The sequence below is a fragment of the Pseudomonas phytophila genome, assembly GCF_025643095.1.
Classification (GTDB): Bacteria; Pseudomonadota; Gammaproteobacteria; order Pseudomonadales; family Pseudomonadaceae; genus Aquipseudomonas; species Aquipseudomonas quasicaspiana.
The window spans coordinates 3,025,043-3,042,966 of record NZ_CP081201.1 but is presented as its reverse complement, the minus strand read 5'-3'; the positions used below and the strand labels follow the sequence as shown (position 1 = coordinate 3,042,966).

Sequence of the window (17,924 nt, the reverse complement as noted above, 5' to 3'; positions counted from 1 at the left end):
GTCGCAAGAGGGCGATTCTTGACTACATCAAAAGCAGCAACCGGTATTGTGGGCCTCGATGACATTCTGGCGGGTGGTCTTTCCCGGCGGCATGTGTTTCTACTCGAAGGCGAACCCGGCACAGGCAAGACGACTGTAGCTCTGCAATTTCTTCGTGCAGGTGCCCTTGAAGGCGAACGTTGCCTGTATATCACCCTGTCAGAAACCGACATCGAACTGCGCGATGGCGCAGCTTCCCATGGCTGGACTCTGGACGAGAACATCGTTATCTACGAGCTCACGCCACCTGAAAGTCTGCTCGATGCAGACAATCATCAAAGTTTGTTGTATTCATCGGACCTTGAACTGGGCGAGGCAACGCGTCAGATTTTTGAAGTGGTCGAACGCGTGAGACCTACCCGGGTCGTCATCGACAGCCTTTCGGAAATCCGCTTGCTGGCGCAAAGCTCCCTGCGGTACCGACGGCAGATTCTGTCCATCAAGCATTACTTCACCCGCTATGACGCGACGGTGCTGCTGCTGGATGACCTGACCACCGAAGCACTGGACAAGACGGTGCACAGCGTCGCCCATGGCGTGATTCGCCTGGAAGAACTGAACCCGAATTACGGCGCCGAGCGCCGTCGCCTGCGAGTGGTCAAATATCGCGGGCAGAAATACCGCGGTGGCTTCCACGACTTCACCATCAAGGGTGACGGCATCCACGTTTTTCCTCGGCTTGTGGCTGCAGAACACCGCACCCGATTCGAACGCGGAATACTGTCCAGCGGCGTGCCTGAGCTAGATGCATTGTTGGGCGGCGGCATCGACGGGGGCTCCAGCACCTTGATTCTGGGACCAGCGGGTACTGGTAAATCGCTGATCTCTCTGGTATTCGCGGCTGCAGCTGTGGCCCGCGGCGAACGTGTCGCGCTGTTCATTTTCGACGAAGAGCTCGGCCTGCTGTTCACCCGCATGCGTAAGGTCGGCGTCGATCTGGAAGCGCTGGAAAAGAGCGGCAACCTGCTGATTGAACAGGTCGACGCCGCTGAACTGTCGCCGGGCGAGTTCGCTCACCGGGTACGTGCCAGCGTCGACGAAAAGCAGATCAAAACCGTGGTCATCGACAGTATCAACGGCTATACGGCGGCCATGCCGGAAGAGAATGCACTGATTCTGCATATGCACGAACTGTTGCTCTATCTCAATCGCCAAGGCGCCTCGACATTCATGACCGTTGCGCAACATGGCCTTGTGGGTGACATGCGTGCTCCGGTTGACATCACTTATCTGGCCGATACGGTCATGTTGTTACGCTACTTCGAAGCCCAGGGTGAAGTGCGCCGCGCAATCTCAGTCATCAAGAAGCGTACTGGCACTCACGAATCTACCATCAGGGAGTATCGCATCAGTCATCAAGGCCTGAGGATAGGCAAACCGCTCTCAGCGTTTCAGGGTGTGCTCAGCGGCATTCCTCAATACGCCGGATCAAACAGTCCCTTGATGCAGGATGACGAGGAGTGAGCACCCTCGGACTGCTATCGGAAAGGGCAATTATCCTGGCCCCACGGGGCCGGGACAGCCAGATCGCTTTAATGATTCTGCAAGAGGCGGGTTTCCCCGCCCTCGTCGCCCATACCCTTGCCGACCTGAGCGCTGAGCTGAGCCTCGGCGCGGGTATGGCGATCATCGCCGACGAGGCCCTGCGCGGCAAAGACATCGGCATTCTGGTGCAGACCCTGGAGCGCCAGCCGCCCTGGTCGGACCTCCCTGTGGTGCTCCTTACCCATCACGGCGGCCCGGAAAAGAGCCCTTCGGCCTACCTGGGCACCATGCTGGGTAACGTGACCTTCCTTGAGCGCCCTTTCCATCCCTCCACACTGGTCAGTCTGGTCACCACCGCAATCCGCGGACGTCGGCGACAATACGAAGCCAGAGCGCGCATGGAAGACCTGGCGGAAGGCGAGCAACGTTTACAGAACGCACTCAAAGCCGGACGTCTGGGCTCATGGCAACTTGAAGCCGAGTTCCTGACCCTCGACTGCTCGGATATATCCCGCTCTCATTACGGGCGCAGCGAGAGCGAGCGCTTTGACTATGAAGACTGGCTCGACGCGGTCTTCGCCGAAGACCAGCCTCGCATGCAATCGGCGCTGCAGCGCAGCCTGGACAGCGGCGACGATTTCATCATCGAATATCGCAACGTATGGCCTGATGGCTCATTGAATTGGGTTGATGTCCGGGCGCGTGCCATTCGCGCCAAGAATGGCCGGGTCAGCTCTTTGGCAGGGGTGACGTCTGACATCACCGAGCGCAAGCAGGCTGAAGCACAACTGCGACAACTCAACGAAACCCTTGAGCAGCAGGTCGAAGAACGTACCTCCCAGCTCAAGCACAACGAAGAAGTGTTGCGCCAGTCGCAGAAAATGGAAGCGGTTGGCCAATTGACCGGGGGCATTGCCCACGACTTCAATAACATGCTGACCGGCATTATCGGCAGCCTGGAGTTACTGCGAAGGCGTCTGGCTCGCGGGAATACCGAAGACCTGAACAGCCTGATTGACCTGGGCGTTACGTCCGCCAACCGTGCCGCCGCCCTGACCCATCGATTACTTGCCTTCTCCCGCCGCCAGTCACTGGACTCCAAACCGGTCGAGATGAATCAGTTGATCAGCTCCATGGGAGAGCTGCTCAACCGAAGCCTCAACGAGAGCATTCGTCTGGAGCTTCACCTGCACGAGCAGCTGTGGACTGCGGAAGCCGACCCCAACCAACTGGAAAGCGCCCTGCTCAACCTGGTGCTCAACGCCCGGGACGCCATGCCTGATGGCGGTCTGTTGATCGTTGAGTCGTCCAACGAGAGTCTGGACAGATCCTTCACCAATGCCCACGAGAACCTGCTGCCTGGCGATTACGTGGTGCTCAGCGTCAGTGACACCGGTTACGGCATGCCGGACAGCGTAATCAGCCGCGCCTTCGACCCGTTCTTCACGACCAAACCCATTGGTCAGGGCACCGGGCTCGGTCTTTCGATGATCTATGGCTTCAGCAAGCAGTCCCACGGCCATGTCGCAATCAAAAGCGAAGTAGGCAAAGGCACCACGGTTCAGCTATACCTGCCACGCTTCAAAGGCCAGCAGACTCAAGACGAGCAGATCATCCACAGTCCGGAGAGCTTTGCCAAAGAAGGCGAAACGGTGCTTATCGTTGAGGATGATGCCGCCGTCCGGGTATTGGTCAGCGAAGTTCTGGGCGAATTGGGTTATGCCTACGTGGAGGCGGGTTCCGGACCTGAAGCCGTGCCTATCCTGGAGTCCGGCCAGCGTATTGACCTGCTGATCAGCGATGTCGGTCTGCCGGGCATGAACGGTCGGCAACTGGCCGAAATAGGCCGTCAGTTGCGTCCGAATCTCAAAGTGCTATTTATCACCGGTTATGCCGAGCACGCGGCCGTCAGAGCGGGCTTTCTCGATGATGGCATGCAGATGATCACCAAGCCGTTCGCCTTTGACAACCTGACGTCCAAGGTTCGGGAGATGATCGAGGAGTGAATGACTGTTGCGGCGCCATCAACCCGATAGGTGATGGCGCAAGGAGATGATCGATTCAGGCCAGAAGCTTTTCGATCTGGGAATGCAGGGTCTCCATATTGAATGGCTTGGCCAGAATCGGCGCCTTTTTCGCAATGGGGCTGCCGGACTCGACGATTTCTGCCGGATAACCGCTGATGAAGATAACCTTCAGTTCCGGCCGAAGTTTCACGGCAGGCTCTGCGATCATCACCCCTGATATCCCCCCAGGCAGGCGGTAATCAGTGATCATCAGATCCAGATGGGGCTTGGTGGCAAGAATTTCGAACGCCTGCTCACCGTTCTCCGCCTGCAACACTCGATAGCCCTCGCCCGACAGATAGTCGGCAAGCAACATCAGGATCAGCGGCTCGTCTTCGACGATGAGGACGACATTTTCTGCATCAGAGCTCATGGAACTGCCTTCGGTTAAATAGCTGCCATTACGACCATGATGATGGCCGTAGGTTGCGTAAATATCGGATAAATCTGACGTTGATTTCTTGCGCTGCTAAACCGGCAGGCAGACCCTGAACATAGAGCCTTCGCCTTCTGCGCTTTCCACAACAATGCGCCCACCATGAGCAGACACAATCTGGTCAGAGATAAACAAACCGAGGCCCAGTCCATGCACCGCATGGTTGGCAGCAACCCGTTCGAATTGCTGAAAAATCCGCTGCTGGTTTTCGGCGCTGATACCAATGCCCTGATCATGGACCTCAACCCGCGCCTCACCGTCTTCAGCGTAAACGCGGACCTTGATGGGCTTGCGGGCGCCATAGCGCAGGGCGTTAGTCAGCAGGTTGGCAATCACTTGCTCGATGCGGAACTCGTCCCACACACCGATGACTGGCTCTTCAGCCTTGAACGTCACACTGGATTCGGCCGCTGCAATCTGCGCGGAGAAGCTTTCGAGCAGGTTACTGACCAGTTCGGCAAGATCGAAGGCGCTGGTGCGGATCGACAGCTTGCCAGTGCGAATACGTGAGACATCAAGCATGTCTTCGATAAGGCGGATCAGGCTCTGAATCTGGCGCTCGTCACGATCAACCATGGCCCGCAGCTTTTCCATGGTGAACGCTGCGGCGTTGTCTTTGGCCAGGTGCAGCTTGCGCAGCTGGGTTTCCAGAATCAGTCCGTTCAGCGGCGTGCGCACTTCATGGGAGACGATTGACATGAAGTCGTCGCGCATCCGCACGGCGTGCTCCAGTTCGTTCTGAGTCACCTGCAGCTTTGCCAGCAACTGCTCCTGCTCTCGACGACTCTGCTCCAGCGCTTCGACCTGCAGTTTCATCGCCTTGCGTTGGCGATACAGGTCGACGAATACATTGACCTTGCTTTTGACCGCATGAATGTCCAGAGGCTTGTGCAGAAAATCCACAGCGCCGCTTTCGTAACCCTTGAAGGCGTAGTTGAGCTCGCGCCCTGCGGCACTGACAAACACAATCGGAATATTTTTGGTGCGATCCGTGCCGCGCATCATTTCCGCGAGCTCAAAGCCGTTCATGCCCGGCATCTGAACATCGAGGATGGCCATGGCAAATTCGTGCTCAAGCAGCAACGACAAGGCCTCATCGGCCGACAAGGCTTTATAGACCTCACGATCTTCGCGCTTGATCAGCGCTTCGAGCGCCAACAGGTTTTCCGGCAGATCGTCAACGATCAGCAACTTGGCTTGAATGTCACTCAGCATGCAATTCGTTCCAGCTCGACCAACAGTTGGCCTATATCGTTTAAAGGCAGGAGGTAATCAGGCTTATGAAGCGCCAGGGCGGCATCAGGCATGGTGCGCGCCTGAGCCTCGTCCGGATCCTGAACCACCGTCATGCCGCCGGAAAGCTTGATACACGACAGACCATAGGCGCCGTCGTTATTGGCGCCTGTCAACAGGAAACCCGCCAGACGCGGCCCGTAGGCATCCGCGGCTGACTGAAAAAGAATGTCGATACTTGGCCGGGAATGAAATACCCGATCCTCCTGACTCAGCGACAGGCTCAAATCATTTTCCACCGACAAGTGATAACCCGGCGGCGCGAAATAAAGCGTACCAGGAGCAATATCTTCCTTATCGTCCGCTTCTTTTACCTTGAGCGGTACCCGCGCCTGAAAAACCTGAGCCAACTGACTAATGCGCTTTTCAGGCACATGCAGCACAGTCAGGATAGGCAACCGATAACCGACCCTCAGCGATGCAAATATCTTCAGCAGCGCATCGACTCCGCCGGCGGACGCACCAACCACGATGGCGTCGACGACCGGCAGTGATGAGTCAATTACGTCATTGCCAGAGAATGATCTTTTCATGTCTTGCGGTAGATCCGTTCCGGTTTGACCAAAGGCTCGAAATGGCTGCTGTAGCCGGAAAAATCCAGCGTTTCCTTGCTGCCCAGTACCAGAAACCCCCGGTGACAGAGCGACTCATGGAAGAGCCCGAACGCGCGATCCTGCAATTTCTTGTTGAAGTAAATCAGTACATTTCGGCATGAAACCAACTGTGTTTCGGAGAACACGCTGTCAGTTGCCAGGCTGTGGTCAGCGAACGTCACGTTTTCACGCAGGGTTTTGTCGAATATCGCGTAATCGTAGGCGCTGGTGTAGTAATCGGAAAACGCGCACTGACCGCCCGCCTTCTGGTAGTTATCGGTATAAGCACGGACATTTTCCATAGAGAAAATCCCCTGCCTCGCCTTGTCCAGCGAGCTCGGGTTGATATCAGTGGCGTAAATGATCGTCCGGTCCAGCAGGCCTTCTTCGCGCAGCAGAATGGCCATCGAGTAAACCTCTTCGCCCGTGCTGCATCCGGCAATCCAGACCTTGATTGACGGGTAGGTGCGCAACAGCGGAACTACCTCCTGACGAATCGCCAGAAAATGCGACGGATCGCGAAACATCTCGCTGACCGGAATCGTCAGAAATTGCAGCAATTGCATGAAGGCCTGAGGGTCGTGAATAACCCGTTCCTGCAATGCAGAAATAGTCGTGCAGTCAAACTGGCGCAGCGCGTGACTGATGCGGCGCTTCACCGATGCGCCGGAGTAGTCACGAAAATCGTAGCTGTACTTGAGATAAATAGCCTCAATCAACAGACGTATTTCGATGTCCGTGTTTCTGTCTTGAGACATGGCGGAACCTTTAGGTGCGGGCTGGATGCTCAGCTTGGGCTCATCCAACTCAAATACGTTCCATTTTGGGCAGCCAGACACGTATCAGCGAGAACAGTCGGTCCAGGTCAATAGGTTTGGCCAGATAGTCATTTGAGCCAGCCTGCAGACAACGCTCCTGGTCATCCTTCATGGCTTTGGCAGTCACGGCGATGATCGGCAGCTTGCGCCAGCGTGGATCCTTGCGAATCTCGATGGTCGCTTCATAGCCATCCATCTCCGGCATCATCACGTCCATCAACACCAGATCGATATCTTCGATTTCGTTCAGCTTGCTGATGGCCTCGAAGCCGTTACGCGCAACTTCGACCACCGCGCCCTTGTGCTCCAGCGCGCTGGTCAGGGCAAAGATATTACGTACGTCATCGTCGACGACCAGAATCCTGCGCCCTTCAAAGACCTTGTCGCGACTGCGCGCGGTCTTGAGCATCTTCTGGCGCTCGTTGGAGAGCTGCGACTCAACCTTGTGCAGGAACAGCGTGACTTCATCGAGCAAGCGTTCGGGTGAGCGCGCGCCCTTGATGATGATCGAGCGTGAATATTTCATCAGCTCGGCTTCTTCATCGCGGGTCAGGTTGCGACCGGTATAGACGATGACGGGCGGGAACGAGCAGATTTCATCGGTGGACATACGCTTGAGCAACTCATTGCCCAGCATGTCTGGCAACTTCAAGTCGATGATCATGCAGTCATAGATATTGTCGCGCAGCAGGTCCAGCGCATCCTGGGCGAAACCTACTGCGGTGATTTCAATGTCGTCGTCCCCGATCAACCGCGCAATGCTGTCGCGTTGCAGGGCGTCATCTTCCACCAGCAGGATACGTTTGACCTTTTGGGTCAGCTTGGATTCGAGCTTGGCGAAGACATCCTTGAGCTCTTCACGGGTGGTCGGCTTCACCGCATAGCCCACAGCGCCCATGTGCATGGCCGCTTCCTGACGATCTTCAACGGAAATCACGTGAACCGGGATGTGTCGCGTTGGCGCCAGCTCTTTCAGGCGCTGCAAAACCGTCAGCCCGGAATGATCCGGCAGGCGCATGTCCAGAAGGATTGCGTCCGGGGTGAACTGAGCCGCCAGGTTGAAACCGTCATCGGCGGCATGGGCAACAAGGCAGTGGTAACCCAGCTCGTGAGCCAGGTCGAAAAGGATTTTGGCGAAAGCCACTTCGTCTTCAATCACCAGAATGCAGCGTTTGCTCGACGGCAGCTTTTCGCGGTCATCGGCGAAGCTCGGCACAGGCGCTTTAGCGGGTGTCGCGGGAACTGCTGCCGCAGCCGGCGGCAAAGATGCCAATGCATGCACAGGCATGACCGGCATGACCGGAGCGGGGATTGGCGCAGGGACTTCGCCATATACCAGCTGCACCGACTCGACATACTGTTCAGGCAGAAACAGGGTGAAGATACTGCCCTGCCCCGGCTCGCTGGTTACACTGATCGAACCGCCGAGCAACCGCGCCAGATCCCGGGAAATGGACAACCCCAGACCGGTGCCGCCATAACGGCGGTTGGTGGTGCCATCAGCCTGGCGGAAGGCTTCGAAGATGCTTTCCTGCTGCTCTGCTGCAATGCCGATCCCGGAATCGCGCACCGTAAAGACAATCCCTGCGCCCGGCTGACGCGAGACGATCATGCTGACAGTGCCGGTTTCGGTGAACTTGATAGCGTTCGACAGCAGGTTTTTCAGGATCTGTTCCAGGCGCTGGCGATCGGTGTAGAGCATGGTCGGCGCACCGGCCTGCAGCTCCACATGGAAATCAAGCTTCTTGTCGAGGGCCAATGGCTGGAACATATTGCGCAGCCCTTCTACCAGACGAGACACGCTGCTGTTTTCCGGGCGCATGTCCAGCTTGCCGGCTTCGACCTTGGAAATATCCAGAATATCGTTGATCAGGTTGAGCAGATCATTACCGGCTGAATAGATCGATTCGGCAAACTTGACCTGTTCGGCGGTGAGATTGTCCGTCGGGTTTTCAGCCAGCAGCTTGGCCAGAATCAACGAACTGTTGAGCGGCGTGCGCAGCTCGTGGGACATGTTGGCAAGGAATTCGGACTTGTACTTGCTTGAACGCTGCAGCTCGTCAGCACGATTTTCAAGCTCGACTTGAGCAACGTTCAGCTCTTCATTCTTCCGATCAAGCGCATCACGCTGCTCGGAAAGGACCTGAGCCTGCTCGGCCAATTGCTCGTTGGTCTGCTCAAGTTCAGCCTGTTGGGTTTCCAAGTGCGCCTGAGATTCCTTGAGAATCCTCGACTGCTCTTCCAGCTCTTCGTTGGCGGTGCGCAGTTCTTCCTGCTGGACCTGCAGCTCTTCGTTGAGCTGTTGGGTTTCAGCCAATACTTCCTGCAAACGCTGACGATAACGCGCCGCTTCGATGGAGGTGCCCACGTTCTCGGCAATCAGCTCCATGAACTCGACATCGCTCTCGGTCAGAGAACGCAGGAAACCCAGCTCGATGACGCCGTTGACCTGATCATCGTTGCTGGTGGGCACCACGAGAATGCTGCGTGGGTCGCCCTCACCCAGCCCGGAAGACACCTTGAAATAATTACTCGGTACATCATCAAGACGGATGATCTTGTCTTGCTGCGCAGCCTGACCGATCACGCCTTCGCCACTGTAGAGGGACTGCTCGTGCTGTTCCTGCTCACGGGAGAAACCATAGGACGCGACGCGCCTGAGGCCGCCGTGCTCCTGACGCACGTAAACGGCCGCAACCACACTGCCCAGATACTGAGCGAAGAATTGCAGGACGTTGGACCCCAGGGTATTCAGCGTTAATTGACCCAATACCTGTTCAGCCAGCTCACTCTGACCATTGCGCAGCCAGGCGACTTTTTTCAGGCGCTCGGCGTTTTCTTCCTGAAGCTTGAGGTTGTCGCCATAAGTACTGGACAAGGCCAGCAGATCCCGACGACCGATGTACGCAAGAAATCCGCTGACACACAGAACAAAAACAAGGTAAAGGCTGACTGACAGGACGGTTGTGCGTGTGACGTCGGCATTGCGCGCGAGACGCAATTGCTGCTCTACAGCGACAACTTCTTCGTACTGGCTGCGAATCTCGTCCGTCAGGCGCTTGCCTCGCCCAGTCCGTAGCGGGGCCACGAACTCGCCTTTTATCCGCCGCTGATTAATCATCTCCTCAGCGTACTGACCCCAGTCTTCCTGCAATGCCTGGATACGCTTGAGCCGGTCAACCTGAGGCGGGTTATCGGCAACGAGTACCTCAAGCCCCTTCAGCTCTGCAGTGAGCGCCGGTTTTGCCAGCTCATACGGGTCGAGATAACGTTCGTCACCCGCCAGCAAATAACCACGCATACCGGTTTCCATATCGATGGAAAGCTTCAGCGCGCGATTGGTATTGTTGATCACTCGGTCGGTGTGCTCGACCCACTGGATGACTGACAGCAAATAGCTGATCAGACCGATGAAAAAGACCGCGCTGATAACACCCACACTCAGGGGTAAAGTGACGTTGCGGCCAAGCAATTTACGAAAACGTTGCTCATCGACAGTAGACGGACGGATCATGAGTCATCCTTGGTGATCATCAAACCATGAAGTTTGCCGTAATATTAAGAAAAAGACTCTCATTTCTCACACAGATATCTGAATTTTCTGACATTTAGCTGCCTAAGAACGCATTATTCGTTTCATCAGTGGTACAGCTCGCCTTACCACTCACTCAAACGAGTGCAAATGTTGCTAGCTGGCACCTCCAGCGTTATTTTGCTTACCCGTACCGGTCGCATTACGCCGACCCTGCAGATTTTAAGGAAATCACCTATGTCCGTTCCTGCCAGCACCATTCTAGTGGTCGAAGACGACGCCATTGTCCGCATGCTGATCGTCGACGTGCTGGAAGAGCTGGAATACACAGTGCTCGAAGCTGAGGACGGTGAAGAGGCTCAAAAAGTGCTTGAAGACGAATCGAAGGTCATTGATTTGATGATGACCGACCTTGGCCTTCCAGGCATGGATGGCAAAGAGCTGGCTGCGATTGCGTGCAAGCTTCGCCCGTCTCTGCCGGTTCTTTTCGCCAGCGGTTATGCCGAAAGCATTGATGTCCCGGCAGGCATGCACAACATCGGCAAACCGTTCTCGATTGATCAATTGCGTGACAAGGTAAAAAGCATTCTTGGATAAGCACGATTCGCAGCCATTACCGGACAGCTCCGTTTCGGACGCGACAACCCATGTATTGATCATTGGCTATGTGTGGCCCGAGCCTCGCTCCTCGGCCGCCAGCGGTCATGTCATGCAATTGATCCAGTGCTTTCTGGAACAAGGCTGGCAAATCACCTTTGCCAGCCCAGCCACCGAAGGCGAGCACAAGGCAAACCTGGCTGAGCTGGGGATTCGTGAGGTCGACATTGAGCTGAACAACAGCAGCTTCGATGTGTTCATCAGTGAATTGCAGCCGGATATCGTCCTCTTCGATCAGTTCATGATCGAGGAGCAATTTGGCTGGCGGGTAGAGAAACATTGCCCCAATGCCCTGCGACTGCTGGAGACCTCAGACCTGCAAAGCCTGCGTCATGCGCGCCACCAGCAGCTCAAAAACCACTTGAGTAATGCAGAGCAAACTGATGATTTGAATAGCTTTTTTGAAGAATCAGAGTGTGACATTTTTTCTGCGATGGCAACCGGCGATCTGGCCCAGCGCGAGATCGCCGCCCTGTACCGCTCCGACCTCAGCCTGATGACGTCCGACGTGGAAATGCAGTTGCTTGCCCGTGAATTCCGGGTGCCGGAGGGGATCTTGCACTGGTGTCCGCTGATGGTCAGCGATGTCCCTGCGACAGCGCGCCCGTTCAGCGAGCGAGCGCACTTTCTGAGTATCGGCAACTTCCGACACGCGCCTAACTGGGATGCGGTGCTCTGGATGAAGAACGCCATCTGGCCGCTGATACGTCAGCAACTGCCCAAGGCTCAGCTGCATATCTACGGCTCCTACACGCCACCCAAAGCCACTGCGCTGCACAACGCGGCGCAGGGCTTCCATGTGATGAATTGGGCGGAAGACGCATTGAAGGTGATGTCCGAGGCGCGTATTTGCCTGGCGCCATTACGCTTCGGCGCGGGTGTCAAAGGCAAGATCGTCGACGCCATGTTGTGCGGCACGCCAACCGTCACCACGCCGATCGGTGCTGAAGCCATGAGCGGCAACCTGCCCTGGCCCGGCAGCGTTGCAAGCAGCGCCGCCGAAATCGCTGATGCAGCAGTGCGCCTGTATGAGGATGAAGAGCGTTGGCATGAAGCGCAGAGCGCTGGCTGGGAACTGCTTGAAGCGCGCTACAGGCACCAGGAACATTGTGCGAGCCTGATTGCCCGTATCGAGTTCCTGCGTCAGAACCTGCAAGCCCACCGAACGGCAAACTTTACCGGCGCAATGCTGCGACACCACCATCAAAAGAGCACTCAGTACATGGCGCAGTGGATTGAGGCGAAGAATCGTAATCCGGTTAGTCCTTGAGTCATGTATCGACCCCATGCGGGAGCAAGGCTTGCCCGGCTCCCACATAACCTGCGCAGTCCCGTAGGACCGGCTTTAGCCGGGAGGGCGTCGGAATACTGGCTAATTTTCTTCAACTGAAACACCGCTCTCCCGGCTGAAGCCGGTCCTACGGCGATTCAGGTGTCGCGGGGCATGAGGTACATCGCGTCATCGTTGATCGCGGGCAAGCCCGGCTCCCACAGAGATTCGTTCCTGCAACAAAACCCCATTCCATTTAAATATTTTCACATTAACCAATATAAACAATGAGTTATGGATAATACCTAGAATCTACATATCATTTCTCAACAGATACGTATCCATGATCCAGCCCTTCTCCTGCCGCGCCTTCGCTCTCGCGTTCTTGATCTGCTCACACACCTCATCCAGCGGCCCCGCGATCAGGATTTCATCCGGCGTACCCAGATAAGCTCCCCAGTAAATATGCAGGCCCTGGTTAAGAAACCGCTCAAACGTGCAGTGTGCATCAAGCATTACGATGGTGTTCTCAAGTGCTGCATTGTGCTCAAGCGCCAGCCTGCGCCCGGTGGTGATATGGATAGGTTCGCCAATACGATTCAATGGAATACGATGCTGCGCCGCCAATGCCTGCACACTACTTATTCCAGGAATCACTTGATAATCAAAGATTTGAGACGACTTATCAAGAATCAACTCGAAGACTCTTAAGGTGCTGTCGTACAGCGTCGGCTCACCCCAGACCAGGAAAGCCGCCGTTTGACCCGCCTCTACTTCATCAATGATCAGTCGCTGAAACAACGCCGCCCGTTGCTCATGCCAGCGTGCAACACCTTGCTGGTAGGAATGTGGATCGTCCTCCCGGGAGGGGTCGCTGACCTGCAGCAAGCGATAGTCATCACCGGTGATGTAACGCTCACAGATATCCTTCCTCAGGCGCAGCAAGTCGTCGTTTGCGTAACCTTTATCAAGCACGAAGAACACCTTGGCGCGATTCAGCGCATTGATGGCCTGAATGGTGATCTGCTCCGGATTGCCGGAACCGATGCCGATCAGGAGGATGGTTTTCATGAGTTCACTCCAGACGGAACTGAATGGCGCAGGTGGTGCATCAAACTCAAAGCCCTGTGGAAGAGATGCCTGGTCTGGGCGCAATCCGGCAATCCGGCAATCCGGCGATAAACGATAACGCGGTGTGTCTTGTGGCTGCGTCTCATGCATCGCGGGCAAGCCCTGCTCCCACAGGTCATACGCGATCATAGAATCTTCCACACAGGTTGCATCCTGAAGCGAGCGTGCCAGTTGCCACAGGAAACTCTGGATGCTATCGCACACTCAGATAGTGCACATTAGCAGCCTGGCATTCTGGATATCGGCCACATGATGACAAAAACAACAAGAGTCACCGACCCCTCATATGAATTGATGGACGACCATAACGGCTTGTCGATCATCTATCGCGAACACGGCTTCCCCTGTCCTTTGGTGCGTTGGCACTTTCACAAGGAATACGAACTGCACCTGATCGTGGCCAGTTCCGGCAAGGTCTTTGTCGGCGACTACATCGGTAACTTCTATCCCGAGTCCCTGTTCCTCACCGGGCCCAATCTGCCTCATAACTGGATCAGCCAGATCGAAGAGGACGAGGTCGTCACCAAGCGCGACATGCTGGTGAATTTCACTGACGAGTTATTCGAAAGCGGCAGCCAGATATTCGCCGAACTGAAGACCCTGGCGCCCTTGCTGGAACGTGCGCAGTACGGCATCGAGTTCCGCTGCAAACGGACCATTCGCCAAGCCACGAAACTGATGCAGAAGATCGCCGACTCCAAAGGCATCACCCGCCTGGGCCACTTTCTCATCCTGCTTGAATTACTGGCGGGCAGCGATGACTACCAGTTGCTGTCCGGCAGCAACTCGGCACCGATCGCCGATGAACACAGTGTCGATCGCACCAACAAGGCCGTCGATTACATCTTCGCCAACTACGCGCGGGAACTGCCGCTGGAAGAAGTAGCCGATTATCTCGGCATGAAGCCTACTTACTTCTCCAGGGTCTTCAAGCAAGCCACCGGCCGCTGCTACGTCGAATTCGTCAATCGTCTGCGCATCAGTAAATCCTGTGAGCTGCTGGCCGACGGCGACAAGCCCGTGACGGACGTGTGTTTCGAATCAGGCTTCAACAATATTTCAAACTTCAATCGACGCTTTCAGCAACTCAAGGGCATGACCCCGTCGCATTATCGACGGCTGGCCGTTCAGCGCCTCACCGAACAAAACCTGTACTGATTCTCCGCGCGTACTCAATCAACGTCTACGCTGAAACTGCGTCGCAGACGGTCGCGAGAAGGTTGCGGCAGCCCTGCGTGGATTTTTCAGGCGCCAATCGAGTACAAAAAAGTATCAGTCCAAGTGTCATGCAGGATTTGTCATCTGCGCCTGCGCCCGCTGTAATCAATCCACATCTTCCACACCTCCGGAAGACACAAAAACAATAACCGACCTTCTGTAGCTCTAAGGGCGCGGAAGAGGAGTGATAAATGAAGACCTCTGCAAAAGTTCTGCTTGCCGGTACCTGTCTGACACTCTGCGCCACCGCATCTGCGGGCGAAGTCACTATCGCTACGGTCAACAACAGCGACATGATCCGCATGCAGCGGCTGTCGAAAACCTTCGAAGAACAACATCCCGATATCAAACTCAAGTGGGTCGTCCTCGAAGAGAACGTCCTGCGCCAGCGCCTGACCACAGACATTGCCACCAAGGGCGGCCAGTTCGACGTGCTGACCATCGGCATGTACGAGGCGTCGCTGTGGGGCGCCAAAGGCTGGCTGCAGGAGATGAAGGACCTGCCCGCCAGCTACGCGCTGGACGACGTTTTCCCGTCAGTGCGCGATGGCCTGTCGGTGGACGGCAAACTGTTTGCACTGCCCTTCTATGCCGAAAGCTCGATCACCTACTACCGCACCGACCTGTTCAAGGCTGCGGGTCTGACCATGCCTGAACGTCCTACCTGGACGCAGATCGCCGAATTCGCTGACAAACTCACCGACAAGTCCAAAGAACAGTACGGTATCTGCCTGCGAGGCAAGGCCGGCTGGGGCGAGAACATGGCGCTGATCACCACCGTCGCCAACTCGTTTGGCGGGCGCTGGTTCGATGAGCAATGGAAACCGCAGTTTGATCAACCGGAATGGAAAAACGCGCTAACTTTCTACGTCGACACCATGAAGAAATCTGGCCCACCAGGCGCCTCGAGCAACGGCTTCAACGAAAACCTCGCCCTGTTCAACAGCGGCAAATGCGCCATCTGGGTCGACGCCAGCGTTGCCGGTTCCTTTGTCACCGACAAGAGCCAGAGCAAGGTCGCTGACAGCGTAGGCTTCACTTACGCCCCTCATGAAGTCACCGACAAAGGTTCGGCATGGCTGTATTCATGGGCACTGGCGATCCCGACCAGCGCAAAAAACCAGACCGACGCCAAAGCCTTTACCGAATGGGCGACCTCAAAAGAGTACGCAGCTTTGGTGGCCGAGAAAGACGGCGTGTCCAACGTACCGCCAGGGACTCGCGCCTCGACCTACACCGATGCCTACAAGAAAGCTGCGCCGTTCGCCAATATCACTCTGGAATCGCTGAAGGCCGTGACGCCGAAAGCGCCAACCCTCAAACCAGTGCCCTATGTTGGCATTCAACTGGTGACCATTCCCGAGTTTCAGGCCATCGGCACTTCAGTTGGTCAGCAGTTCTCCGCGGCTCTGGTAGGTACGGCAACACCTGATGCCGCATTGAAAAACGCGCAAAGCTCCACCGAGCGAGACATGAAGCGAGCAGGTTATCCAAAGAAATAGTCGCAGCTGACTATTAGTCGGGGCGCGCGCGCCTCGACACCCTGCTCTCCTTTTGCACCCAGGATCGCCATCATGACAACCTCAACTATCAAGCCTCAGGCCCTCACGCCTGACGATAACCCGTCAGTTAAAGGCAGCGTGACCAAACCCGGCTGGTTTCTGGTCAGCCCATCGGTCCTGCTGTTGCTGGTGTGGATGATCGTCCCGCTAGGCATGACCATCTACTTCTCGCTGATTCGTTACAACCTGCTCAACCCCGGCGAGAACGAGTTCGTCGGGCTCGAAAACTTCGAATACTTCGTCACCGACAGCGGATTTCTTCCTGGCGCGACCAATACGCTGTTGCTGGTCGGCAGTGTGCTGTTGATCAGCGTGGTGTTGGGGGTGCTGATTTCTGCCCTGCTGGAAGCCAGCGAGTTTCTCGGGCGCGGCATCGTGCGGGTATTGTTGATTTCGCCATTCTTCATCATGCCCACCGTAGGCGCGCTGATCTGGAAGAACCTGATTTTCCATCCGGTGTCCGGCATCCTCGCCTGGGTCTGGAAGCTGTTTGGTGCCCAGCCGATTGACTGGCTGGCCAATTACCCACTGCTGTCGATCATCATTATTGTCTCGTGGCAGTGGCTGCCGTTCGCCATCCTGATCCTGATGACCGCCATGCAATCGCTGGATCAGGAGCAGAAAGAAGCCGCACGGCTTGATGGTGCCGGGCCTATCGCTATTTTCTGGCATTTGACGCTGCCGCATCTGGCCCGGCCGATCGCCGTGGTGGTGATGATCGAAACCATCTTCCTGCTCTCGGTATTCGCGGAAATCTTCACCACCACCAATGGCGGTCCGGGTTTCGCATCGACCAACCTGGCGTACCTGATCTACAACCAGGCCTTGCTGCAATTCGACGTGGGCATGGCGTCCGCTGGCGGTTTGATTGCCGTGGTCATTGCCAACATTGCTGCAATCATCCTGATCCGGATGATCGGCAAAAACCTCACCGACAAGTCCTGAGGGCCGAATCATGATGACGCTCAAACAATCCCGACGCCTGCAGAGCGTGCTGCTCGGCACGCTGTGCTGGGTGATCGCCGCGCTGATCTTCTTCCCGATTTTCTGGATGGTCCTGACCAGCTTCAAGACCGAAATCGACGCGTTCGCCACGCCGCCGCAATTTATCTTTACGCCGACCCTGGAAAACTACCTGCACATCCAGGAGCGCAGTGACTACTTCCACTTCGCCTGGAACTCGGTGGTCATCTCGTTCAGCGCAACGATTCTGTGCATGCTGATCGCGGTACCTGCGGCCTACTCCATGGCTTTTTTCGAAACCAAACGGACCAAGAGCACGCTGTTGTGGATGCTGTCGACGAAGATGCTGCCCCCGGTGGGCGTGCTGATGCCGATCTACCTGCTGGCCAAGACCTTCGGCCTGCTGGACAGCCGCATTGCGCTGATTGTGATCTACACGCTGATCAACCTGCCCATCGTGGTCTGGATGATTTACACCTATTTCAAGGATATCCCCGGTGAAATCCTCGAGGCATCGCGACTGGACGGTGCCAGCACTCGCCAGGAAATCTTCAAGGTGCTGATCCCGATCTGCAAAGGCGGCCTGGCATCCACTGCGCTGTTGTCGCTGATCCTGTGCTGGAACGAGGCGTTCTGGTCGCTGAACCTCACCTCGTCCAACGCTGCGCCACTGACTGCGCTGATCGCCTCCTACTCCAGCCCCGAAGGGTTGTTCTGGGCCAAGCTCTCCGCTGTGTCGACCCTGGCCTGCGCGCCGATCCTGATCTTCGGCTGGATCAGTCAGAAGCAACTGGTACGCGGCCTGTCGTTCGGGGCCGTGAAATAACCCGCTGTGTTGTACTAAACACCGCCCCCTGTAGG

At 56.2% G+C, this 17,924-nt stretch carries 14 protein-coding genes; 8 read left to right on the top strand and 6 right to left on the bottom strand.

The window, feature by feature from the left end:
- Positions 1–18 precede the first annotated feature (18 nt).
- On the top strand, positions 19–1,503 hold the full coding sequence (locus tag K3169_RS13695) for an ATPase domain-containing protein (protein WP_231674651.1): 1,485 nt from the start codon (positions 19–21) through the stop codon (positions 1,501–1,503).
- Positions 1,500–3,530: a response regulator gene (locus K3169_RS13690; RefSeq protein ID WP_231674652.1), complete on the top strand. Its 2,031-nt coding sequence runs from the start codon at positions 1,500–1,502 to the stop codon at positions 3,528–3,530. Before K3169_RS13695 ends, K3169_RS13690 begins: the two co-directional genes overlap by 4 nt.
- Before the next feature lie 55 nt (positions 3,531–3,585).
- Here K3169_RS13690 and K3169_RS13685 read toward each other — a convergent pair whose 3' ends face one another.
- The 5 genes from K3169_RS13685 to K3169_RS13665 form a co-directional block, all read right to left on the bottom strand.
- Positions 3,586–3,963 carry a response regulator gene (locus K3169_RS13685; protein ID WP_027899105.1) on the bottom strand — a complete coding sequence of 126 codons (378 nt, stop codon included), beginning with the start codon at positions 3,961–3,963 and terminating at the stop codon, positions 3,586–3,588.
- Positions 3,964–4,059: 96 nt separating this feature from the next.
- Positions 4,060–5,241: a hybrid sensor histidine kinase/response regulator gene (locus K3169_RS13680; RefSeq protein ID WP_027899104.1), complete on the bottom strand. Its 1,182-nt coding sequence runs from the start codon at positions 5,239–5,241 to the stop codon at positions 4,060–4,062.
- Positions 5,235–5,852 (bottom strand): chemotaxis protein CheB, encoded by a 618-nt coding sequence (locus K3169_RS13675; RefSeq protein ID WP_255885218.1) that lies wholly within the window; start codon positions 5,850–5,852, stop codon positions 5,235–5,237. Before K3169_RS13675 ends, K3169_RS13680 begins: the two co-directional genes overlap by 7 nt.
- The gene (locus tag K3169_RS13670) at positions 5,849–6,670 is read right to left on the bottom strand and encodes a CheR family methyltransferase (protein WP_122394746.1); all 822 of its coding nucleotides are present in this window, start codon (positions 6,668–6,670) and stop codon (positions 5,849–5,851) included. The genes K3169_RS13675 and K3169_RS13670 overlap by 4 nt, the downstream gene beginning before the upstream one ends.
- Before the next feature lie 49 nt (positions 6,671–6,719).
- Positions 6,720–10,244 (bottom strand): response regulator, encoded by a 3,525-nt coding sequence (locus K3169_RS13665; protein WP_263271947.1) that lies wholly within the window; start codon positions 10,242–10,244, stop codon positions 6,720–6,722.
- Positions 10,245–10,499: 255 nt separating this feature from the next.
- Between K3169_RS13665 and K3169_RS13660 the strand changes: the two genes are divergently transcribed.
- Positions 10,500–10,859, top strand: coding sequence for a response regulator (locus K3169_RS13660; RefSeq protein WP_027899100.1), 360 nt, complete (start codon positions 10,500–10,502; stop codon positions 10,857–10,859).
- Positions 10,852–12,189: a glycosyltransferase gene (locus K3169_RS13655; RefSeq protein ID WP_411567036.1), complete on the top strand. Its 1,338-nt coding sequence runs from the start codon at positions 10,852–10,854 to the stop codon at positions 12,187–12,189. The genes K3169_RS13660 and K3169_RS13655 overlap by 8 nt, the downstream gene beginning before the upstream one ends.
- 312 nt (positions 12,190–12,501) lie before the next feature.
- On the opposite strand, the gene cobF is transcribed toward K3169_RS13655, so the two are convergent.
- A complete protein-coding gene (cobF, locus tag K3169_RS13650) occupies positions 12,502–13,260 on the bottom strand; it encodes a precorrin-6A synthase (deacetylating) (protein ID WP_263271945.1) in 759 nt (252 codons plus the stop codon).
- 312 nt (positions 13,261–13,572) lie between these two features.
- Here cobF and K3169_RS13645 point away from each other — a divergent pair, with 312 nt between their 5' ends.
- The 4 genes from K3169_RS13645 (at position 13,573) to K3169_RS13630 (ending at position 17,889) form a co-directional block, all read left to right on the top strand.
- Positions 13,573–14,478 (top strand): AraC family transcriptional regulator, encoded by a 906-nt coding sequence (locus tag K3169_RS13645; protein WP_122703832.1) that lies wholly within the window; start codon positions 13,573–13,575, stop codon positions 14,476–14,478.
- A gap of 251 nt (positions 14,479–14,729) precedes the next feature.
- Positions 14,730–16,040 carry an ABC transporter substrate-binding protein gene (locus tag K3169_RS13640; protein WP_263271943.1) on the top strand — a complete coding sequence of 437 codons (1,311 nt, stop codon included), beginning with the start codon at positions 14,730–14,732 and terminating at the stop codon, positions 16,038–16,040.
- 72 nt (positions 16,041–16,112) lie between these two features.
- Positions 16,113–17,045, top strand: a complete 933-nt coding sequence (locus K3169_RS13635) for a carbohydrate ABC transporter permease (protein WP_231665907.1) — start codon at positions 16,113–16,115, stop codon at positions 17,043–17,045.
- A 10-nt stretch (positions 17,046–17,055) separates the two neighbouring features.
- Entirely contained in the window at positions 17,056–17,889 is an 834-nt protein-coding gene (locus K3169_RS13630; protein WP_027899094.1) for a carbohydrate ABC transporter permease, read from the top strand.
- Positions 17,890–17,924 lie beyond the last annotated feature (35 nt).